This is a genomic window from Martelella sp. FLE1502 (assembly GCF_053484255.1).
In genome coordinates this window covers 104,236-126,701 of sequence record NZ_JBAKFQ010000012.1, presented here as the reverse complement: position 1 = coordinate 126,701, position 22,466 = coordinate 104,236, and the positions used below count along the sequence as shown (strand labels likewise).

The 22,466-nt window shown below is 63.1% G+C and carries 17 protein-coding genes and 1 tRNA gene; 5 read left to right on the top strand and 13 right to left on the bottom strand.

Annotated elements, in window-relative coordinates; all coding sequences use genetic code 11:
- The first annotated feature begins 176 nt into the window (after positions 1-176).
- Positions 177-893, top strand: a complete 717-nt coding sequence (locus V6767_RS12440) for a M48 family metallopeptidase (RefSeq protein ID WP_448473784.1) — start codon at positions 177-179, stop codon at positions 891-893.
- A gap of 343 nt (positions 894-1,236) precedes the next feature.
- Here V6767_RS12440 and V6767_RS12435 read toward each other — a convergent pair.
- Both V6767_RS12435 and V6767_RS12430 read right to left on the bottom strand, forming a co-directional pair.
- Positions 1,237-1,312, bottom strand: a tRNA-Ala gene (locus V6767_RS12435).
- 238 nt (positions 1,313-1,550) lie between these two features.
- On the bottom strand, positions 1,551-1,940 hold the full coding sequence (locus V6767_RS12430; RefSeq protein WP_026173289.1) for a TIGR02300 family protein: 390 nt from the start codon (positions 1,938-1,940) through the stop codon (positions 1,551-1,553).
- 211 nt (positions 1,941-2,151) lie between these two features.
- Between V6767_RS12430 and V6767_RS12425 the strand changes: the two genes are divergently transcribed.
- Complete coding sequence (locus V6767_RS12425) at positions 2,152-2,742, top strand: transglycosylase SLT domain-containing protein (RefSeq protein WP_230722757.1); 591 nt, start codon at positions 2,152-2,154, stop codon at positions 2,740-2,742.
- Here the strand turns inward: V6767_RS12425 and V6767_RS12420 are convergent, their stop codons facing one another.
- From V6767_RS12420 to V6767_RS12375, 10 genes are all read right to left on the bottom strand, one after another.
- The gene (locus tag V6767_RS12420; protein ID WP_448473783.1) at positions 2,743-3,834 is read right to left on the bottom strand and encodes an alginate lyase family protein; all 1,092 of its coding nucleotides are present in this window, start codon (positions 3,832-3,834) and stop codon (positions 2,743-2,745) included.
- Positions 3,835-3,859: 25 nt separating this feature from the next.
- On the bottom strand, positions 3,860-6,604 hold the full coding sequence (locus V6767_RS12415) for a tetratricopeptide repeat protein (protein WP_448473782.1): 2,745 nt from the start codon (positions 6,602-6,604) through the stop codon (positions 3,860-3,862).
- 11 nt (positions 6,605-6,615) lie between these two features.
- Entirely contained in the window at positions 6,616-7,662 is a 1,047-nt protein-coding gene (locus tag V6767_RS12410; RefSeq protein WP_448473781.1) for an alginate O-acetyltransferase AlgX-related protein, read from the bottom strand.
- Entirely contained in the window at positions 7,655-8,374 is a 720-nt protein-coding gene (locus V6767_RS12405; RefSeq protein WP_448473780.1) for a hypothetical protein, read from the bottom strand. Before V6767_RS12405 ends, V6767_RS12410 begins: the two co-directional genes overlap by 8 nt.
- A 1-nt stretch (position 8,375) precedes the next feature.
- Positions 8,376-9,971 carry a right-handed parallel beta-helix repeat-containing protein gene (locus V6767_RS12400; protein ID WP_448473779.1) on the bottom strand — a complete coding sequence of 532 codons (1,596 nt, stop codon included), beginning with the start codon at positions 9,969-9,971 and terminating at the stop codon, positions 8,376-8,378.
- Positions 9,968-11,368, bottom strand: a complete 1,401-nt coding sequence (locus V6767_RS12395; protein WP_448473778.1) for a mannose-1-phosphate guanylyltransferase — start codon at positions 11,366-11,368, stop codon at positions 9,968-9,970. Before V6767_RS12395 ends, V6767_RS12400 begins: the two co-directional genes overlap by 4 nt.
- Positions 11,365-12,546, bottom strand: a complete 1,182-nt coding sequence (locus tag V6767_RS12390) for a hypothetical protein (protein WP_448473777.1) — start codon at positions 12,544-12,546, stop codon at positions 11,365-11,367. Before V6767_RS12390 ends, V6767_RS12395 begins: the two co-directional genes overlap by 4 nt.
- A 9-nt stretch (positions 12,547-12,555) precedes the next feature.
- Positions 12,556-14,028 carry a glycosyltransferase gene (locus V6767_RS12385; protein ID WP_448473776.1) on the bottom strand — a complete coding sequence of 491 codons (1,473 nt, stop codon included), beginning with the start codon at positions 14,026-14,028 and terminating at the stop codon, positions 12,556-12,558.
- A 7-nt stretch (positions 14,029-14,035) separates the two neighbouring features.
- Positions 14,036-15,355: a UDP-glucose dehydrogenase family protein gene (locus V6767_RS12380; RefSeq protein WP_448473775.1), complete on the bottom strand. Its 1,320-nt coding sequence runs from the start codon at positions 15,353-15,355 to the stop codon at positions 14,036-14,038.
- 218 nt (positions 15,356-15,573) lie between these two features.
- Positions 15,574-17,343 (bottom strand): IlvD/Edd family dehydratase, encoded by a 1,770-nt coding sequence (locus V6767_RS12375; protein ID WP_448473774.1) that lies wholly within the window; start codon positions 17,341-17,343, stop codon positions 15,574-15,576.
- A gap of 304 nt (positions 17,344-17,647) precedes the next feature.
- Here V6767_RS12375 and V6767_RS12370 point away from each other — a divergent pair, with 304 nt between their 5' ends.
- Positions 17,648-18,259: a hypothetical protein gene (locus V6767_RS12370; RefSeq protein ID WP_448473773.1), complete on the top strand. Its 612-nt coding sequence runs from the start codon at positions 17,648-17,650 to the stop codon at positions 18,257-18,259.
- 236 nt (positions 18,260-18,495) lie between these two features.
- Positions 18,496-19,767, top strand: a complete 1,272-nt coding sequence (locus V6767_RS12365) for a mechanosensitive ion channel domain-containing protein (protein ID WP_448473772.1) — start codon at positions 18,496-18,498, stop codon at positions 19,765-19,767.
- A 78-nt stretch (positions 19,768-19,845) separates the two neighbouring features.
- On the opposite strand, the gene V6767_RS12360 is transcribed toward V6767_RS12365, so the two are convergent.
- Positions 19,846-20,640, bottom strand: a complete 795-nt coding sequence (locus tag V6767_RS12360) for a DUF1206 domain-containing protein (RefSeq protein ID WP_448473771.1) — start codon at positions 20,638-20,640, stop codon at positions 19,846-19,848.
- A 416-nt stretch (positions 20,641-21,056) separates the two neighbouring features.
- On the opposite strand from V6767_RS12360, the gene V6767_RS12355 reads away from it, so the two are divergent.
- Complete coding sequence (locus V6767_RS12355; RefSeq protein ID WP_448473770.1) at positions 21,057-22,400, top strand: ABC transporter substrate-binding protein; 1,344 nt, start codon at positions 21,057-21,059, stop codon at positions 22,398-22,400.
- Positions 22,401-22,466 lie beyond the last annotated feature (66 nt).

Below are 22,466 nucleotides of genomic sequence, written 5' to 3'. Positions count from 1 at the left end.
GTCCAAGCCGCGTAACTATTGAAACCAAGCCTCCGGCAAACCCGGAGCGGTTCAAACGCCATTGATGACTACTTCTTCGATATCCTGCGCGACAAAAAGGGCATCGACCTTCCTGTGGAGGTGCTCGACGAGCTCGAACTGAAAATCATGGACCTCGCTCGGGCCCGGTTTGCGGCATGACGCGGGAGCTGCGCTGCCTGCAGTACGGTATGCAGGAAATTCAGTACGAGATCGTACGACGCCCGAGGAAAACACTGGAGATCGCCGTTGAGCCGGATACGTCGGTGGTTATCGCAGCCCCGGAAGACGCGACGCTAGAGGCGATCGAAGCCAAGCTGCGGAAGCGGGCAGCATGGGTGACAAGGCAGCAGCGATACTTCTCCCAGTTCCTGCCGAGGACGCCAGAGCGCAGGTTCGTGGCTGGGGAGACGCATCTCTACCTCGGGCGCCACTACCGGCTGAAAGTCGTTCCACATCTCCAGGAAAGTGTGAAGTTGATCCGCGGTTTCATCGTGGTGCAAACCCACCGGCCTAATAGGTCTGATGTGACGCGCGAACTTGTCGAGGCATGGTATCGGGATCGGGCCCACATCAAGTTTCCTGAGCGGATCGAACTCTGTCTGGGTCGTTTTCCTGCTCCCGAAGCATTCCGACCGAAAGGTCTCATCGTGCGTCAGATCCGGCAGAGGTGGGGGTCCATGTCTCCGACAGGACGCCTTCTGCTGAACCGGCGCCTCGTGCAGGCGCCAGTCGACGCTATAGACTATGTGATCACCCATGAGCTCTGCCATGTGGCCGAGCCATATCACAGCCCAGCATTCTTCGAACTTCTAGATAAGGTGATGCCTGACTGGGAGTGCCGGAAGCAGAGGCTGGAACGATCAATGGCTTGAGAAGACCCACAGGACAATCGACGAAATATCGTCATCGGCGGGGTCCGCTTATGGGGAGTTCTAGCTGCCCTACGCACAACGACTTTTGGACACGCGAAGCGGTCAGGTATGCCCTGTCATGATGACCTGGCTAACATGCTGGCTGATTTAAAGCGCATCCTGAAACCAACGGGCGAAAACCTCGACCATCGGCAGAACGAACCGATCCCAACTCCCTAATGCCATGCCAGCAGCCCATGTTGCCGCCTCGAACATAGAAAAAGTTCAAACCAAGTGACCGAAAAGGTCAAAGCCTGCACAAAAAGGTCAATCCATGTGACATTTTACAACAAAAAGAAAGTTTTGGTGGAGCTAAGCGGGATCGAACCGCTGACCTCCTGCATGCCATGCAGGCGCTCTCCCAGCTGAGCTATAGCCCCAATCTTCGAGACCGCCGGGGCGGTGCGAAGCGACGTTTTCGCGTCGGGTGGCGGCTTGTTACTGTGGATTTTCGCACGATGCAAGCCCCAAAAAATCAAAGCCCTGAAAAAATCCCTCGGGCCCGATCCGCCGCCCGACTTGTCCCGAAAACGAAGCCGGACATGCCTTTTAAAAACAGAACGCCGGGTCGCGTTGACCCGGCGTCGCCTGTATCGTCAAAGACCGCTTGCGGTCGCGTCAGCTGTCGTCGTCGTCGTCTGAGACGCCGATAATGCCGGAGACATCGTCGTCATCATCGTCATCGTCGGTCTCGAGGAAGGTATCGTCGTCGTCATCATCGAGGTCGACATCGTCATCGTCGTCGCCCGGGATGTTGTCGGAGGGGCTGTCGTCGTCGGAGGCTTCGATCGAGGCCAGTTCGACATCGCCCTCCTCGGTATCGACTTCCTTGACGTCATTTTCCTCTTCCTCGCTTTCGACAACCGCGATCGAGGCGGTATCCTCGAAATATGAAAGCGGCCAGGAACCGCCCGAATAGGGCGAAACCACCGGGTCCTTGTTCAGGTCATAGAATTTCTTGCCCGTATCGGGGCATGTTCTTTTGGTTCCGAGTTCCGCTTTCGCCACGATCGACCTCTCATGTTGCGGTTGAAGGCTGGCATCACCAGCGCCTGTGCGCTTTTGCATCAGGCGGTCCCTTATCGTCATGCCGTCCGTCTGTCAAAGGCTAAGTTCATCGTTTTCCGGGCTGCCGCGAAAGCCGGGCGGGATCGCGAATTTCAACGTTAACCATTTTTAAGAACCCTTTCTTAAATCCTGCCGGGTAGATGCTGGTTCCATGTCTATTCGTCGCCTCATCACGCTCTTTGCGGTGATTTCGCTTGCCGCGCTCGCCTCCTGCTCGACCACGGTCAGCAATGTCGGCAACAGCTGCGCGATCTTCGCGCAGAAGAACGGAATCTTCGAAAACTGGCGCCGCGACGCCGAGAAGGCCTCGCGCGACTACGGCGTGCCGGTTTCGGTGCTGATGGCGACGATCTATGTCGAATCCTCCTTCGATTCCCACGCCCGTCCGCCGCGCAAGAAAATCCTCGGCTTTATCCCCGGCCCCCGCGCCTCCAGCGCGCTCGGCTATTCGCAGGCGCTGGACGGCACCTGGGCGGAATATCAGGCCCGCGCCGGCCAGCGCGGCGCAAGCCGCACGGATTTCGGCGACGCGATCTACTTCATCGCCTGGTATCACTACCAGAGCCATATCCGGAACGGCATCGCGCTTAACGATCCCTATAATCTCTACCTCGCCTATCATTCCGGCCACAGCGGCTATTCCCGCGGCGTGTGGAAGAACCGGCCGGTGGCCAAGAGCGGCGCGGCGCGCGCCCAGAAGATGACCCAGATCTACGAAGCGCAGCTTCGGCGCTGCTCCTGATCACTTCTGCTTCCCGAAACATCCCGGCTGCATGGCCGGGTTATTGCGATAAAGCAGGGTCAGATCACCCCCGAGCTTGGAATTGGAAAGCGGGCGCAGCGGCGCAAGCTTGCGGTCGAGATCGCCATCGCTGACAAGGCTCAGATAGGCCTCCAGCCATGCAATCGTGAACGGCTCCTGTTCGGAAAGCCCCTGCGGCACCGACTGGTGTACGCCGGCGATTGCGGCAACCTTCGACGGGTCCTCGATCCCGGCGAGCGCGAAGCCGACGGCCTTCTCGATCACCGCTTCCTCGTCCGAACTATAGCTGTAATCATTGTGGCAGATCAGCGCGGCGGAGGCCGAAAGCGGCGCGAGCGCATGAAGCTGATAATGCAGCGCGTATTTTCCCCGGCGCATTTCATAGGGCATGCTGCCATCCTCGGCGACCGTCGCCAGCACGGCGCGGTGGCTCGCAAAGGCCCAATTGATGTAATCCTGGCTTTTGACGATCAGCGCGATTTCCGTCACCGCATAGGCGGCCCATAGCCGCAGATTGCCGAGCTTCGCCTTGGGCGGGGCATCATTGTCCCAATAGGCAATCAGGAAATCGCCATTCTTCTTCAGCCACGCCTCGATCGTCGCCTTCTCGTTGGTCAGGCCATCGGCCAGATCGCGCACCTGGCGGTAGGCGCTGGCAATGCCGCCAACGCGCGCGGCATAGGTCATCTTGGCGTTTTCCGTCTCCAGCTTACCGAAGGCATCGGCCGCGGCCCAGGCATGAACGCCGTTAATCACGCAAGCCGCGTTGAAGGGCGCGACAGCGGGATTGGCCCGGGCATCATTGGCAAGGCCGGTGATTTCGCGAATAAAGTCATCGGCGTCCTTCAGCGCCGCATCCACCGCAGCGTCGCTATCCTCATCGAGCGTGGAGCGATCGGCGCTGCCCTCGTCGTAGCGGCTGCCATAGTCGAGGGTGACGGTCGGCGGCGGAAAGGCCGGGCACGCTTCATCACCCTCCTGGGCCAGGGCAGGCGAGCCGGCGAGCGCGAGAACGGCAATGCCGGCCGCCAGCCGGCCGATTTGCGGGAAAGATGGTCGGAGCTCTGACAAATCGCGGCCTTTCGCTTGGTCATGTTCAATTGGTGTTGAGGCCGGGCAACAGGGTCCCGGCGGTTTCATCGCCCGCTGCCGCCGCCGCCTTCAGCCATTGCCCCGCCTTCTCGGCGGAATGCTCCACGCCCGCGCCGAAGGCATAGGCCTGTGCCAGCAGCAGCATCGCCTCGGCGTCACCGGCATTGGCGGCCTTTGTGAGCCAGTCGGTCGCGTCGCTCAGCTCCTTTTGCGAAGCGGGATCGCGGTTCAGCATCTTGGCATATTCGCGCATGGCCACGGGATCGCCCGCTTCGGCGCCCTGGCGATAGGCGTCCTTCAAGTCGAAGGCCGCGCTGACGCTGTTTCTGACGGCTTCGGGCGCATATTTCAACCGGTTGGCCAGTCCGTAAAGCTCGGAAGGAGCGGCCTTCTGGAGCTCCTCCAGCAGAAGTTTCGCGTGTTCATCCTCCTGATAGAACCGGCTGTCTGGATCGGAATACCAGTCGAGCAGCCGGCGCGAGGCCGGCTCATAGCCCTGACCATGCGCGGCTTCATAGAGCTTGAAGGCCTCCTCGCGATCGGCGATCGAGCCGAGCGTGGTGTAGATGTCGGCGAGCTTGACCTGCTGCCACCCCTGATCGGGCGAAAGCGCCAGCGCGACATCCAGCGCGTCGTCAGCCTCCCCGGGGCGGCCGGCGTTCAGCGCATACTGAGCCTTGCGGGCAAGAGCGTTCAAATCGCAGGGCATCGCCGCCCTGGCGCGGTCATAGAAAAGCGAGCGATCCTCATCGCTTGCGGCCCGGGTCGCGGCGAAAAGCAGAGCCTCGAAATCGCCATAGGCCGCGATATCCGAAAGCAGGTCCTGCGGCGGCTCGTAACGGCCCTTGCCGGCGGCGCGGTAGGCGTCATCGAGGTGCCAGAGCGTAGAGCCCTTGATCTGCCCTCCGGCATCTTCCACAAGCGCCGTGGCCTTGTCGAGCGAAGCGGCGTCACTGCCCGCAGCCGCCATATGGATCTCGGCGAGCACGGTCTTGGCCGCGACATCGCCGGAGGCGGCAAGCGTCTCCAGGGCGGAAAGCACGCTTTCGCGCTTCGCATCAGAGTCCGCGGCATGATAGGCGCCCTCAAGCACCGCCGCCTCGCCGCCGTCCTGGCTGCGCATCGCCGCCCGCCAATGCGCAACGATATCATCGAACCGGTCTGGATGCAGCCGCGCCAGGACCGACGTCAGGTCGCCGGCCGATTGGGTGCTGCCGGAAAGGGCGGCGCTCTGCAGGCTGGCTGTCGCCTCCGCATTGTCGACCAGCGCATCGGCGGTGATATCCTCCGGCAATTGCGGCTGGTTGTCGCGATCGAGGTGTTTCCACTTCTCCCACTCGGCCGTCTGGGGGCCATCGGGATTGGCGCAGAGCAACGCGTTTTTCAGTTCGTCCACGGCCGGGGTCGCCCCCTCGGCGGCGATCAGTTCCTTGAGCAGTTCCACGGCCTTTTTGCGGTCGGCCTCGTCGCCGTCGCGCAGGTAGAGCCGGGCGAGCTCAAGCTTGCCGGCGCTGTCGCCGCGTTCGGCGGCCGCTTCGAAGAACTGCCGCGCCTCCGCCTGCCCTTCCCACGGGCCGCTTTCCTCAAGCGCCATCGAGCCAAGCCGCGAAAACGCCCAGCCCGGCGCATCAGGGAAGCGCGCCAGCGCCACCAGACGGTCGTGATATTTCTGACGGTCTTCCGGCGTCTCGAGCCCGCGCGCGGCAAGCAGCCGCGTGGCGCCGGCAAAGCCCTCGCGCTCGCCGTCTTCGGCAAGCTGATCGTAGATCGCCATCGCCCGCTCGGGATCGGGCGGCACCAGCACGCCGTCCTCGTAGAGCCTTGCCATCTGCACTTTCGCCGGAACGATATCGGCGTCGAAAGCCTGCTGGAGGTAACGCAGAAGCGTGGTGTTATCCTTCGCGATGCCCTCGCCGGAAAGATGATAGCGCGCCGTCTCCCAGGCGGACTGGCCATCGCCGAGATCTGCCGCGAAACGATACCACGCCTCGGCAAGCGCATGGTCCTGCGCGATCACCTCCCCGCTTTCGAACGCCCGCGCGATGCGGCGCACCCGACCGCAGATCGCATTGTCGAGATTGCCAAGCAGCGATGAAAAGCCGAGCGTGAAGGCGAGTTGCGGATCCATGTCCCAGCCCGGAACCGCCTCTCCCTTGCTGGTCTTTTCGGCCAGATAGAGCACCGCGTCGGGATCGCCGTTATAGGCGGCCTGGAGTTTGCGCTGGATGCCGCGGTCGATATCCTGCGGCACCGCCTTGCCATTCAGATAAAGGTCGGCGAGGAAATTGATCGTGCCCGGCGTTGCCGAAGGCCCGATGGTTTCCAGCTCCGTGACGAAGCCGGTTGCCTTCAATTCGTCGAAACGCTCCGCCTCGACATAGAGCGCCACCACATCCAGCAGATAGGCCGCCCGGCTGTAATAGGGGTCTTCCTGGCGGCGCAGGTCGTAGGCGGACTTGACCGTGTCGAAATATTTGTCCGCATCGATATTGCGCAGCCGCATGAGTTCACGGTCGAGATCACGGTATTCGACGCCCGGCGGCAATTGCCTTCCGTCCCAGTTCGACCATTGCAGTTCCAGCGCGTCGTTGGACTTGCGGTCGGCACACACCTTCGCCGCCTCGATATCGGGCGGGCGGAAATCGATGACGGGCTGTTGCGCCATCGCCGCCGGTGCCGCCGCCGCCAGCGCGAGGGTCAGTAGGAATGACCGGACGCGGTCGCGTCCACAGTGTCGCAGTCCGGGCATGCTCAAACGCCTCATTCGCTTCCTTTCGCCGCCGCGCCGCAGCCGTCAGGCCCGCAATCGCCTGCAGCGCCTTTCGAAAGCGTCTCCCATGGCTCTGGGCCGTAGCTGGCGAGATTGCCGCCCGGCGGCACCTCCCAGACCAGGAAGAGCGGCGGCTTTGCCTGAAAATCGCCCGACTGGAGATAGTCGGTGATCGGCTTGAACGGACTGCCCGAAGCGCTTGCCCGGTTATCGACATCCATGCTGGAGAACTGTTTCAGGAACCCGTCGAAGTGGCTCTGGCCATCGGCCGAAAACCGCGACCCGACGAGGACGATCGGCACCGGCGCATCCGACCCCAGAATATTGAACGGCCGGTCGGCGGCAAAGGCTTCCTCGCCCACGGTCTCGTAGCGGGTTTCCGTGACCGGCGGCAGGCTATCGCTGCAATGGACCTGGATCGCCTCGCGCAAGTCCGAACGGCGGGTGTAGTCCTCGCCTTTCGTGGTGGTGAAGGTCATCAGATTGGCCTTGCGCGATTCCGGCATGGCCGTAATCTTTTGCGCGATCGCCTCTGCGGCAATGCGCGCGCCTTCGGTGGTCCAAAGCGGATCGGCCTTCTGGTAGACAGAACTGTCACCGGCTGCCTTGGCCTTCATCGGCGTCAGCAGATCGACCGTAGCCACGCCCGCGTCATTCAGCCGCTTGATCGCCTCCTGATAGATTTCGGCATTTATGTTTTCCTTGTAGCCGTAGAGCCAGGCCGATTGCGGCACCTTGTCGGCAAGCACCTGGCTGCGCGTGGGAACGGGCACGAACACCAGAATGGTGCCCTGCGCCTTCAACAGCTTCGAAAACGCCGCAACGTTCTCCGCCAACACCGGATCGGCGACGGATTTCATCGCGATATCATCCATCACCGTGAAGAAAAATCCGTCCTTGCCCTCCAGCGCCTGCGGATCGCCCTGCTCCGCGAGATTGACGCATCCGTAAGATGACGGCGCATCTTCGGCATGGGCAATGGCGCAACCAAGCCCGGTCGCGAGACACAAGGCCGCTATCGTTTTCATGCTATCCATGCTCATCCTCCCCCGAGATCGCTTCTGGCTCTGCAAAGGCGCGCAGCAGGTTTTCCGCTGCCGTGCGCGTTCCAATATCCGGGCTTTCCTGCGCCACCTTTAGATAGGCGCGCACCGCTGCAGTATCCTCCGTGGTCAACGAGCCTCCGGAGGCGATCAACATGGCCATCTGCAGGGCGAGCGCTTCGTCGACGAATTGCTGGTCGACGGCACCCCGCAACAACGCCTTGGCTTTATCCGGCCTCAAGCCGAACGGATGGCCCTGCATGTAAAGCCGCGACAGCGCGATCACCGATGCCGGATCTCCGGCGGCTGCCTGCCTGGCCAGCGCGTTTTCGATATGGGCGAGCCGCACCGGCGAGATATCGCTGGTCCGATCCGACAGGATATCAAACAGCGGCGGTACGGCATAAGTGCGGCCATCCTCCACGGCGATCGCGAGATATTGCGCGGCCTTGCCGTTCAGATCCGGCCGGTTCATTGCCAGAAGCCGCTGGGCGAGCCGGTAGGCGGCCAGCCCGTCGCCAACATCGGCGAGAATCTGGAGCTCGGTGATCGTCACCGGCTCATCGGCAACGATCCGCGCCCGGATATCCTTGAGCCGCGGGGCATTGTCGTAGATCGAGGCCGCTGTCTGGACCGACCCGTCGCCAGCGAAAGCAATGGCGGGCAAAAGCAGCGACAGGGCGGCTATCGCGCGGACCTTCGCCATATCACTCGCCCTCCCCGGGATGGCAGCCGGTGAAATCGGACAGACGAAACTGCCCGCCATTGCCGCGAAACAGCGATGGCGGCGCAGAGGCGTCGGCGGATATCCGGAAGCCGGCATCGGATGCCTTGTCGAGAGCGCGCAGGAAGGTGAGATAGCGCGGCGTTTCATATTGCAGCGCGCCGGCGAATATGACCGGCAACTGATTGGACAGGTCGTTCTGCTTCAAAAGCAGACGCGAGAAGCGCTCTGCGGAAATGCCGGAAACATTGGCGAGGAAGATATTGTCGGTGATTTCGGTCTCGTCATCGGGAGAGATCGCATCGGTGACGGCAATGCCGGCGCCCTGGTTGCGGGCAAGCAGGTTGCCGGAAATGCGCACGCCGAGACTTTGCGCCACCCGGATGCCATCGGCGCGGTTGCGAATGACGGCGTTGGAGAAAATATCGACACAGGCCCCGCCGGCGACCGAAATCCCCTCAACGCCGTTTGCCAGAAGGACATTATCCGCGATCGTCGCATGGCCGACGCCGTCGCGCGCGAAAATGCCGCGGCCGGCGTTTTCCGCCATCACATTCCCGCTGACCAGCGTGCTCTTGCCGCCGATCATCAGCAGGCCGTGCTGCCCGCTCGCCACGATCAGATTGTCGCTGATGACGCCCTGATCAACCCGCTCGAGCCTGAGCCCCATGCCGCGCGCGCCATCGAGACGGTTTTCGGAAAAGCTGAAATCGGCGACGGCGGTCACTTCCACCGAGCGGATATCCTTGAGGATATTGCCAGTGACGCGCCCGCTGCTGCGCTTGCCGGCAAAGCGGCTGGAGGCAAAGCTGATCCCGCTCATCAGCGGCTGGCCGTCATAGCCGAGACCTGAAAGCCGGCTGTCTTCGATCTCCGCGCGACCGCCGCGAGCGGTCAGGATAAAGGGATGGAAATCGACGACCCTCGGCGCTGCATCCGTTCCGGTCACCTCGGCATCGCGGATCGTCAGAAGCCCCTCATTGATGATGAAGACGCCGCGCTCCGTCGCCATTTCCAGACGGTCGCCCTTCGTCATCGCAAGCGCGGCACCTTCAGAAATGAAAAGCGGCAGCGTGAGGCGGTAAGCATTGTCTGCGGCCGCAAGCCAGCCGCCTTCGCTGTCGCCGGCCAGAGCGTCGGCAAGGCCCGCGAGCGTAAACGACCCGCGCTTCAGCAACAGCGCCTGTCCGCCCGAAGGCGCGGCCGCCTCCATCAGTTCGCGGTGACCGAGATTGCCGGTCTCCAGCGCGACCTGCTGCAGGAGCGGCGCGAAAAGCACCGTGTCGAATTCGGCGGGGGCACTTGCGCCCCCGGCGGCATCGGCGGCGTTCGCCGCCGGCTCCAATGTGTGCGTCCGGGCCTGCGGCGCAGGCTTGACGCCGGCCTCGTCCAGCAGCTTTCGCGCCGCGTCAAGCGTCGGCGCGATGCCCGCGCCGTCGCTCTTCAGCGTCTCGAGCAGGCTGTCCGCATTGCGGTTGATCTCGGCCAGGCGATTATGATCATGCGCGTCGGCAACGGGCGCGAAGGCGAGCAGCAGCAGTGCCGCGCAACATCCATAAACGCGCCCGACTCGGGTCATCTTGCCTCGCCTCCGGACGCCAGAAAGGGCGCGTCGTTGACGTCGTCGGCGTCATATTGCAGTTCGATCAGCGTCGCGGTGACGTCGCCAAGATTGCGCAGCACGCCGCCATGGCCGGCGGCAATGGCAAAGCTGTCTCCGGCCTCGCCGGCACGCCGGCTTCCGCCCTGCTCCAGGTGGAGATGTCCGGCGCAGACCGTCAGCACCCGGCGGCGGCTCTCCTCCGCCGCAATCGTCAGCGCCGCCCCCGGTATGATCTCGTGTTCGGCGAGGCGAAAACCGGGGCCGGTCTTCAACGGCGTGCCCGAATGCGCCCATTTCGGCTTGGTCAGTTCGCCCTTGTGCTCCTTGAGCGCGGAGAGCACCTGCGGCACGTCCTGGGTGCGCTCAAGCGAGGCAACCAGCAAAACGTCCTCGGTGTCGATGATGGCGAGATTGTCGACGCCGATCGTCGCGATCAGCTTGCCATCCTCGGCGCGGATGTAGGAATTGCCGGTGTCCACCGGCACGACATCGCCGCTCAGGACGTTGCCATCGCCGTCCTTCCGGCCGATCTCGTAGAGCGAACGCCAGCTTCCGACATCGTTCCAGGAAATATCAGCCGGCGCCATCAGCACCCGGTCGCTGTGCTCGAAGACGACGCTTTCGGTCGCCGCGGCATGGGCCTTGCGGAAGCAGCGGTCGTCGAGAACGGTGCGGCCAGGCTCCCGCGCAGCCCGCTCCACCGCCGCCCGGACGGTCTCCGTCGTTTCGGGATCGAGACGCTGATATTCAGAAATCAGCACATCCGCGCGAAACAGGCTGACGCCTGACGCCCAATAGGCGTTGCCGTTCTCGATCAGCTTCTCGGCGGTCTCGCGTGGCGGCTTTTCGATGAAGTGGGAGACATTGCGCGCGCCCTCGAAACGGTCGTTGGGTCCATCGTCGACAATATAGCCATAGCCGGTTTCGGCGTAAGCGGGACGGATGCCGAAAAGCACGATGCGGCCGCTCTCGGCGGCCGCGCGCATCGACAGCACCACCGCGCCGAAATCGCCCTCGATCAGATGGTCGGACGGGAGCACCGCCATCAACGCGCCGGGATCGCGTGCCTCGATCGCAAAGGCGGCTGCCAGCACCGCCGGGCCGGTGTGCCGCGAACTCTGTTCGATCATGAGTTCGCCCGTGCGGCCGATCGCATGAAGCTGCGCGCGCACCAGCGTTTCGTAGCGGTTGTTTACGCTGACATAGGGCGCGTGAAAGCCGGTGCCGCCATGCCGCTCGACGGTCGCCTGGAAGAAGCTCGGCGAGCCGCGACCGGCCACGCGGTGAAACTGCTTCGGCGTTTCCGCCCGCGACAGCGGCCACAGCCGCATGCCGACGCCGCCGCACATGATGAGCGGATAGACGGCCCTCATCGGCCCGTCTCCGTCGCGGCCTGCGCATTGCCGATCAGCGGCCAGGCCTTCGCCCGCTCGCTCATCTCCTTCGTCGCGGTGAAGCGCAAGACCCGGGTCTTGATCCGCTCCAGGAAGTTCGCATAGGGCTTGCTGGTCACCGTCAGCGCCACCGTCTTGCCGATATCGGCCGCCGTCAGCGCATCGGGCGCGGCGCTGAACGTCACCAGCGCCGTCGTGCCGGAAGCGCCGTCCTCCGCCTTGACGTCCTTGACGGTCAGCGGCAGATCGTCGCCATTCGGCAGCGAGGCATGGGCTTGCGCACCGAACAGCAGAAGTTTCGCCAGATCGTCCGGCATCGTGACCTTGATCGTCGGGCCGGCATCATCGGTCCTGACATAGGCGATCGGCGTGCCGGGCAGAACGGTGGCGCCGACTGCGCCGTTTTCGGTCAGCACGATCCTGCAATCGCAGGGATTGGAGAAGTTCAGCATACCGCCGCGCGCCGACTGCAGCGAAAACACCACGTCCCCCTCCCCGGCGCTCTGGTCGACATAGGCGATCTGTCCGGCTTCCGGCGCCGTCAGCGGCAGGCCCGCCGGCGTGACGGTGGCAAGCCCCGGCACCCGATGGACGAAGATGTGATAGTGGATGGTGTAAGCCGTGAGCGCGATCAGGCCGAGCGTCAGAGCCGCCACCATGCCCGCGCCCGCCATGCGCCGCATCCTCTCGCGGAAACTCTTGCGCGGCGGGGGTGCCGCCACCGATTTCTGCCGCGCTTCCGGCGGCACGCGCAGCAATTCGTTGATCTGCACCAGATCGCCCGCCAGATAGGCGTTCATCATATAGCGCAGATGCGCCAGGTGCGGGCCGGTGGGATTGAGGAAGACCAGCTTGTAGACGCCGCCGCTTGCCGATTCCAGCTCGGCGCGCACCTCGATCGGCAGTACCACCGAATAGCCCTCGAACTGGAAGCTGAACCGGGCGATCATGCGATGTCCGGACATATCCCCGCCATGCCAGCCGCCGACATAGGCCGCGACCAGCGAAACGCCGATACCTTCCAGTTCATGCCCATCGATGAACACCGAGAACGGCATCCAGATCGAGGGATGGTCGCTGTCATGGCCATTGTCCGGCAGTTCGATCGCGGTTTCCTCGGGGCCGGTATCGGCGTTCGGGTGATGTTCCATAAGCATGCGAAGCTCCTAAGCGCCCGAAATATCGACGAACCAGATCATGCCCAGTATCAGCCATGCTACTGCGAGCGCGTGAAGATACAAAGAAAATCCGTCGGATCCGAGAATGCCCTTCTTCTGCCGGGCCGTTCCGGTTGCTGTGTTCTGTCGGGTCCATTTCTGCCGGTCCAGGCGAAACAGCACATATGTCTTGACCAGCGCCCCGCCGATCTGGCCGAAATAGAGAAGGAATGGGTAGGTGACCGGAAACCCGCCGGCCCGGAAAGTCGAGATCATCGTGCACATCACGTAGCGCGATGCCATGACCCAGGCGAGATAGGCGAGGAAGACGTAGGGGTTGAAGACATAGGCCGCCAGAATCATGCCGCAGGGCCCGGCGAGCGTCGTCCACATCGACATGCGCTGGTCCAGGATCGACCACCAGGTGAAATAGCCGATCCGGCTCGCTGGCAGAGCGAGCGCCCGGTTGCTGGTGCGCAGCGTGTTGCCGAACCAACGCCGCATCAGCACGATCGCGGAATCGTAGAAGCTGTCGCGCGGCTGGGTTTCGACCGAAACGGTTTTCACATCGGGCAGATAGCCCATCTTGTAGCCGTGCTTCAGAAGCCAGAACCAGGTCGACTTGTCGTCGCCGGTCAGGAAATTCACCCGGCCGAAGCGCCAGTGATCGATGAAATCGTGCTGCACGCCGCTGATGAAGCCGGGCTGGGTCGCAAGGTCGCCGCGAAACACCGACATGCGCCCCGTCAGGGTCAGCACGCGCTCGCTGAGGCCCATCGAGCTCATCATGAGCTGGCGCTGGGCGAAGCGCAGGTGGAACCAGTCCTGAAACAGCCGGCCGCCGGTCGCATCGGAAACCTCGTCGGAGGTGAGCGCACCCATCTTCTCGTCGGTGAAGAAGGGGGCCGACTTGGCCACCAGGGAGGGCGGAACCCGTGTGTCGCCATCGACAAGGAAGATCATGTCGTCGCGGGTCGGGTTGTGACGGGTGATGGTGCGCAGCGATGTCGCCAGCGCATCACGCTTGCCGGTGCCGGCAATGCGGTCGAAGACCAGCGAAACCGTGCCGCAGCGGCTTGCATCGGAGCCGGCGAAGACGGCCTTGATCAGGCGGATATCGCTTGCATCGACGACGGAGGCGACAATCGTCGCCCCGCCCTCGGAGTTTCGCGCCGCATCGAAGATCGAGCGATAGACCGGCGCAGTGATCGCCGGATCGATCTTGTAGGTAGTCACCAGGAAGAAGGCGTGCGCCCGATAGGTCTGCGCGGCATAGAGCGCCTCGGCCCGCTTGCGGCGGCGCGGAAACGCGAAATGCATGTAGTATTTCGCGCGGATGAAATTCAATATCCCCCAGGAATAGCGCCAGATGCCGAGCACCCCGATCGTCAGCGCGAGCGTGCCGGACTTGCCGACAACGTTCGGCGCTGCGAACAATGCGATATTCACGGCCGTGCATATGTAGAGGATATGATAGAGCATCCCGTTCCTACCAGCAGATCCCCTCATAGGCATGGCCCGTGACCACGCCCGGCGCGATGCGGGCGAGATCGACCATCGGCTTGTTGCCGATCAGCGCGGCGAGCGGCTCGACGGCCTCCTTGTAGCGATGGCCGACCACAAGGATGTCTGACAACGCTATCAGGTCTTTCAAATCAGCGACGAGCCTTTCCGGCAGATCGCCGATCCTGTCATTGCCGCGGCCTGCCCCGCTCATGCCCTCGTCATAAGCGGCCTTGACGGAGGGATCGTAGATTTTCACCTCGTAGCCGCCATCCAGAAGTCGGCTGGCGAGCGCCGCGAGCGGGCTTTCGCGCAGATCATCCGTGCCCGGCTTGAAACTGATGCCGACCATGCCGACCGTGCGCCCCTCGAAGGTCTTCACCAGCGCCTCGGCGCGGGCGATCTGGTTCTCGTTGGCCTCCAGCACGCCTTGAAGCAGCGGCGCGGCCACATCTTGGGAATTGGCGAGGAAGCGCAGAGCGCGCAGGTCCTTCGGCAGGCACGAGCCGCCAAAGGAGAAGCCCGGGCGCAGGAAATAGGGCGACATCGCCACCTTATCGTCCGAGCACAGGATCTTCATCACCGCCTGGCCGTCGACGCCGACGCTCTTGGCGATATTGCCGATTTCGTTGGCGAAGGTGATCTTGGTCGCACGCCAGCTGTTGCTGGTGTATTTGATCATCTCCGCGGTCTTCATGTCGACGGCATGATGTTCGCCCGGCAGGCTCGCGTTGAGCTCGCGCAGCATCGTCATCGTCGGCGCGTCCATTGCGCCGTAGACGATCAGGCACGGCTCGAAATAGTCCGCGACAGCGGTGCCTTCGCGCAGAAATTCCGGGAAATAACCGACGCCGAAATCCGTTCCGGCCTTCAGCCCCGAGGCGCGCTCGAGCTCCGGCACGCAGACGCTTTCCATCGTTCCCGGCACCAGCGTGGAGCGCAGGATGACGCTGTGATGGCCTTTCCTTTCAGCCAGCGCCGCGCCGATGGAGCGGCAGAGCGCCGTGACATAGGAGAGCCCGATCGCCCCCGTTTCCTCGCCGGGCGTGCCGACACAAACGATCGAGACGTCGGTGTTCAGGATGGCTTCGGCGATATCCGTGGTCGCCGAAAGCCTGCCGGCGGCATGATTGGTCGAGACCAGCTCATCGAGACGTTCCTCGACGATCGGCGTACGCCCGGCGTTGATGGAGGCGACCTTGGCGGGATCGATATCGACTGCGACCACCTGATGACCCTGCTCGGCGAGGCAGGCCGCTGAAACGGTGCCGGTATAGCCGATGCCAAACACGCTTACTCGTACCACATGACCCTCCTTTGGGTCTGACGTCCGGGGCATTTTCGCGCCCGGAAAACACACTCTGACGGTTTTGATTCAACCGCATCGCCCGCGCGGTCGAGCCAATACGCTGCACTGTCGAGAAAAAGGCAACAGCGCGATTGTCAATAGCTGTATCCGCAATTTCTAAAGATACCGTATTCATGACCGTTTTTTAACCCGCCGGCGGTTTTCAGCGCGAAATGTCAATGATTGTGGCGCGGCGGGCGGCGGGCGATATCGCGAAATTCCTCGGCGCACGCGATCGTGCCGCCGTCGGAAAGCTGCGTCACCGTCTGGCGGTAGAGCCGCTGCCACGGCGTCGCGTCGTCCGGCACCTTCGGCAGACCCTCGGTCTTGCGTCTCTCGATTTCAGCGTCGTCGACCAGCATGTCGCAGCGCCCCTGATTGAAATCGATGCGGATCGTGTCGCCATCGCGCAGGAAGGCGAGGCCGCCGCCGGCAGCGCTCTCCGGCGCTGCGTTGAGGATGGACGGGCTGTCCGCCGTCCCAGACTGGCGGCCGTCGCCGATTGTCGGCAGGCTGGTGATGCCCTTCCGGATCAGATGATCCGGCGGCTGCATGTTCACCACCTCGGCGGAACCCGGCCAGCCCAGCGGCCCGGCGCCGCGGATCACCAGGATCGTGCGCTCGTCGATATCAAGCGCCGGATCATTGATCCGCGCGTGATAGTCTTCCGAGCCGTCGAAGATCACCGCCTTGCCCTCGAACACGCCCTCATGGCCGGGCTCCATGAGATAGCGCTCTCGGAATGCATCGGATATCACGCTCATCTTCATGATCGCGAAATCGAAGAGATTGCCCTTCATCACCAGAAAACCCGCGCGCTCCTGCATCGGCTTGTCGTAAGGCAGGATCACCTCGCGATCCACCGCCTCGCGCCCTTCAAGATTATCGGCCATGGTCGCGCCGGTAACTGTCGGCGCATCGCCATCGAGCCTGCCGGCCTTCAGCAGTTCCCACATGATCGCGGGCACGCCGCCGGCGCGATGGAAGCGTTCGCCGAGATACTTGCCGGCCGGCTGGACATTGGCAAGCAGCGGTATGTCATAGCCATGCTCCTGCCAGTCCTCCGGCTTCAGCTCGACGCCGGCGTGGCGGGCGATTGCGGCCAGATGCGGCTGGGCATTGGTCGATCCGCCGATCGCGGCATTGACGCGGATGGCGTTGAGGAAAGCCCGGCGGGTCAGGATATCGAGCGGACGGATATTTTCGTTGACGAGCTCCACCGCGCGGCGGCCGGTGCGATAGCCAACCTGACCGCGCTCGCGATAGGCCGCCGGGATCGCCGCCGAGCCGGTCAGCGACATGCCGAGCGCCTCGGCCAGCGCATTCATCGTCGAGGCCGTGCCCATCGTGTTGCAATGGCCGACCGACGGCGCGGAATCGAGCGCCGCCTCAAGGAACTCCTCGCGGGTGATCTCGCCGGCGGCGAGCTTGCGCCGCGAGCGCCAGATCACCGTGCCGGAGCCGACAAGCTCGCCTTCATGCCAGCCATCGAGCATCGGGCCGCCGGAATAGACGATCGCCGGAATGTTCACGGTCGCCGCGGCCATCAGCGCCGAAGGCGTGGTCTTGTCGCAGCCCGTCGTCAGCACCACGCCGTCCAGCGGATAGCCGTAAAGGATCTCCACGAGGCCGAGATAGGCGAGGTTGCGGTCGAGCGCCGCCGTCGGGCGCTTGCAGTTTTCAAACAGCGGATGCGAGGGAAACTCGATCGGAATACCGCCGGCATCGCGAATGCCGTCGCGAACCCGGCGCGCGAGGTCGAGATGGTGACGGTTGCAGGGATTGATGTCGCTGCCGCTCTGGGCAATGCCGATGATCGGCCGGCCAGAGCGCAGCTCCTCCGGCGTGGTGCCATAGTTCATGAACCGCTCGAGATAGAGCGCGGTCATATCCGCATGGTCCGGATTGTCGAACCAGTCTTGTGAACGCAGGCGGCGATGCGACATTTCATTCTTCTCCCGATAGAGCTTTCCTCAGCCGCAAAGTGGCGAAACTCTCCGCCCCGGTCCACGGGCAACGTGCAGATTTCCGACTTTCTCCCTTCGAAAAAGGCCGTTGCCGGACACAGCCACGACCCGCGTTTGGCGCGCGGACCTGAAAAAACAGGCCGGTTGCGGAACGTTCGCGGCGTCAAGCCGTTTTACCGGATATCAATTTCAATCGGAGCAGAAAAATGAGTGGTATTATTTATCTCGTCGGTCTGATCGTGGTCGTCATGTTCATCCTGTCCGTTCTGGGTCTGGCGTAACCATGAGTGATATCGATCACAAACCCGTAACAACCGCCGCTGCAAGGCCGGGCGTCTCTTACATCGAATGGGGCGCGATATTCGCCGGCTCCGTGGTTGCCGGCGCGCTGACAGTGGTGCTGACGCAGTTCGGCGCCGGCATCGGCATCGCAACCGCCGACCCGACGCTCGAAGACGGCCTCACATGGGGCATCTTCCTGGTGGGCCTGTGGCTGGTTCTCATCCCCTTCGCCAGCGCCAGCGCCGGCGGCTATGTTGCAGGCCGGATGCGCTCGCATTTCGGCGACGGCACGGAAGACGAGAGTGAATTCCGCGACGGCATTCACGGTATCGTCGTCTGGGCGCTCGCCACCGTAGCGACGGGCCTTGCGGCCGGATTTTCGGCGGCGGTCTCGTCAGCCATGGCTCCCGCCGCAGCGGATCCGGAAGTGAGCGCGGAAATGATGCAGCTGATGCAGTCCGCCTCCACGATCACCGCCTTCGCGGCAGGCGCCGGCGCTGTTCTTGCCGCGGCAGGCGCGTGGTTCGCGGCCCTTGCCGGCGGCAACCACCGCGACGAAGGCATTGCGATCTCGGCCTTCCGCGGCCCGTTCTTCCGCCGCACGCAGCCGTAAGTATGGAAGCCATCACCATAAGAAAGGGCCCGCAGAGGGCCCTTTTTCCTACCCTCCTGCGGCGCGCCCGCGGGATTTTGTCGTTTTGCGCCGGTTCAGGCGCTGGCGAACAGACAGCGCGATGCAACAGGATTCTTGGATGCATCGCCGTCGCCGCCCTCATCCTGCTCTCGCCGGCGTCTCCCTCTCTCGCCCAATTGACGGAAGAGCCCACGCAGCACGAGAGCGCGCGGACTGTGCCGGACGATGCCGATGCCGCTGCGGACACCGCGATCCGGAACCGGCTTGAGGGCATTTTCAGCCAGATCGAAGGACTGTCGGCGGTCGACGTTTCCGTGCATTACGGCGTTGTCACGCTCGGCGGCGAGGTGCAGGAGGCGCAGCTTGCAAGCCGCGCCAGAGAGCTTGCCGGCAGCCTTAACGGCGTCGTCGCCGTCAATGGCCGGATCATGGTCGAAACCTCGCTCGGCGAACGGCTGGAGCCGGTCTATGACAGGCTGGAAGACCGGGCCGCCCAGGCGCTGAGCTACCTGCCGCTGCTGCTGGTGGCCTTCGTCGTCTGCGTCGTCGTCATCGTTTTCGGCCTCTATCTTGCCTCGCGAAGCTGGCCGTGGTCGCGGATCGCGCCGAACGCCTTCATAGCCGATCTTCTGCGCCAGGTGGTCCGGATCGTGTTCTTCGTGATCGGCGGCGTTCTGGCGCTCGATATTCTGGGCGCAACCGCGCTGCTCGGCACGCTCCTGGGCGCCGCCGGCATCGTCGGTTTGGCCGTCGGTTTCGCAGTGCGTGATACGGTGGAGAATTATATCGCCAGTATCCTGCTCTCCATCCGCCAACCATTCCGGCCCAAGGACCTTGTGAAAATCGACGCCTTCGAGGGGTTCGTCATCAGCCTGACCTCGCGCGCCACCATTCTGATGGAAGTTGACGGCAACCATATCCGCATTCCCAACGCCACCGTCTTCAAGAGCGCGATCACCAATTACACCGTCAATCCGCAGCGCCGCTTCACCTTCGAACTCGGCGTCAGCGCCGACAGCGATCTCGACATGGCCCTGAAGATCGGGCTTGAAACCATCGCGGCGCAGGACTTCATCCTCGATGACCCGGAAGCCGATGCCTGGATCGAGGAACTCGGCGATTCCAATGTGGTGCTCTATTTTGTCGGCTGGATCGACCAGAGCAGCACAAACTGGGCGAAGGCGCGATCCGAGGCGATGCGGCTGGTGAAACGGGCGCTCGAGTCCAACGGCTTCTCTCTGCCGGAGCCGATCTATCGCCTGCGCTTCGATGATGACGACCTCAAATCGGCGCTTTCCGGTTTCACCGGCGCGGAGGAAAAGCCGGTCGAGCCCGCTCCGAAGAAGAAGGTCCGAGAGGAAACGGCTGTTCCGCAAAACACCGATATCGATGCCGGTCTGCAGCGGCGCATGGAACGGGAGCGCCGCTCTCGCGGCCGCGGCGATCTTCTGAGCGAGAACGCGCCGACCGAGTTTGAAAGCGAGTAGAGCGTCGGGGGTACGGTACGCCCGTGCCCTTCTGCTCCGTTCATCGACCCTTTCGATTGAGGGCTGAGCCCCCTCGCCTCACGCATCCTCGATATTGATCTCCCGCCAGATCGCCTCGGCGAAGGAATAGGCGGCGAACATGATGACGCCGGCGCCCATGGCGGCGAGCAGGATGGCGCCGAAGGGAAGCCCCTGGATGAACTCCATCGCCTCCTTGATGCCGGGCGTGCCGGAGGAATCGTCGGCGGTAAGACCGCGGAACACCAGCATGACCGACAGGATCGCGAACACCGCGCCGCGCGCCATCAGACCGGCGATCGAGATCGGATGGACATAAGCCATCACCTCTTCCGACGCCTTCAGATGATCGGCGTATTTGCGCTTGAACGCCTTCACCCAATGGGCGATCGCAACGCCGGCGAAGATCGCCGCAAGGCCAAGCGAGACGGGCCGCGAGCCGATGAAGCCGGCAATATATTGCGCCGGCGACTGTCCCCCGCCCTCGCCGCCAGAGCCCGAAAACGCGATCAGCGATAACGCGTAGAATGCGAGCACGGTATAGGTAAAAGCGCTGGCCAGAAGCCCGGCGCGCACGGCAAGCCCTGTCGGCTTGGTGCCATGCTCATCAGGATCCATGACCGACTGGAACAACCGCCACACCGCGTAGCTCATCAAGCCGATGATCAACACCGCGATCAGCACCGCCCCGAAGGGCTGGCCGAGTAGCGTCTCCAGCGCGCCCTTGGTATCCTTGTTCTCGCTGGAGCCGATCGCCGCCAGAATGGCAAAGAAGCCGATGATCGTGTAGACTACGCCCCGGGCAAAATAGCCCGTGCGGGCCAGCGGTTTTAGCCATCTCGCGCCCTGCACCATTGAACGTTCCCCAATCCTGTTTTGCGTGAATAGTCAGTGAGCCAACGTGCGGCCCGTGGCTTTGTTCCTCGCGCGGGGCACCGGCCCCAGGCCCCATCAGACCAAAGTGGCAAAGAGCCGAAACGCCGCTGCGCCTTGACCCCGTGTCGTTTTCGGCGCTACATTTTTGCCTAAGAAGCGGTCAGGCGTATTTTTTGTGCAACAAAAGACGCGCCCAACGCGTTAGGGAGGGTGCTTCACCTTCGGTGAAGTCTGATAGTTTCTTTGAAAAACGAAACGCCGACCCGGTGCTCCGGGAAGCGTCTGATGGATTTTGCCAACGACACCGGGACAGGGGCCGCCCCGGTCAATCGCCTTTTTGCCCCGCAGGAGTTCGGTCCCGGCAAGCCGCCGGTTGAAAATGAGGGAGGACTGACATGTCGACTTTGAGCAAACTGACCGCCGCTCTGGCGCTGACCGCCAGCACCGCGACCATGGCGCAGGCGGACACGATCCGCTTCTGGACCACGGAGGAGCAGCCGGAGCGCCTTGCCAAGCAGCAGGAAATCGCGGACGCTTTCAAGGAAGCAACCGGCAACGAGGTTCAGGTCATACCGGTGACCGAGACCGATCTCGGCACCCGCGCCACCGCAGCCTTCGCCGCAGGCGATCTTCCCGATGTGATCTACCACACCGTGCAATATGTCCTGCCCTGGGCCGAAGCCGGCATTCTGGACGTCGAGATCAACGACGAAATCGTCAATGATCTGGGCATCGACACCTTCGCGCCCGGCGCGATCGAGATGGCGCAGTTCGAGGGCATGACTGCCGCCGTGCCGGTGGATGGCTGGACCCAGATGATCATCTACCGCAAGGATCTGTTCGACGAGAACGGCCTTGCCGCGCCGGATTCCTACGAAAACATCGCAACCGCGATCGAGGCACTGCACAATCCGCCGGATATGTACGGCTTTGTCGCCGCCACCAAGATCGACGAGAACTTCATGAGCCAGGTTCTGGAGCATGTCTTCCTCGCCAACGGCGTGACGCCGGTCGATGAGAACGGCTTCAAGCCGCTGGATGAGGCGAAGACGATCGAGGTTCTGGAATTCTACAAGACGCTGGCCGATGCCTCTCCCGCCGGCGAACTCTACTGGGATCAGTCGCGCTCGCTCTATTTCGACGGCAAGGCGGCGATGATCATCTGGTCGCCCTTCATTCTCGATGAACTCGCCGGCCTGCGCGACAGCGCGCCGCCGACCATCAATGACGATCCGACCTCCACCGAACTTGCCCAAAAGACCGACGTCGTCACCACCTTCTCCGGCCCCTCCAATCCGGATGGCGCGGCCTGGGCCGATATCCGCTATCTCGGCGTGACCGCGGACGCCAATATCGATGTCGCCGCCGACTTCATCAAGTTCTCGATGGATGAGGGCTATATGAGCACGCTGTCGATGGCGCCGGAGGGCAAGTTCCCGGTTCGTCGCGGCACGGCGGACGCGCCTACGGAATTCGTCGAAGAATGGGCGACTCTGCCTGTCGGCGTCGACCGCAAGGCCCCGCTTGCCGATCTCTACCCGGAAGCGACGGTGGACAAGATCGTGACCGGCCTTGAAACCGCCAATCGCTGGGGCGTGAAAGAAGGCCAGCTCGCGCTCGCCTCCAAGATGATCAACAGCCAGATCATCAATCAGGTCGTGCGCCAGTATATCGACGGCGAGATCGATGGTCAGCAGGCCGTCGAAAGGCTCAACACGGAGCTTGGCGCAATCAACTGATTGCCCTTTCGGGAAAACCGCCGGGCGGGTCTTCTGAACCGCCCGGCCGATCCTGCAGCCCGTCCC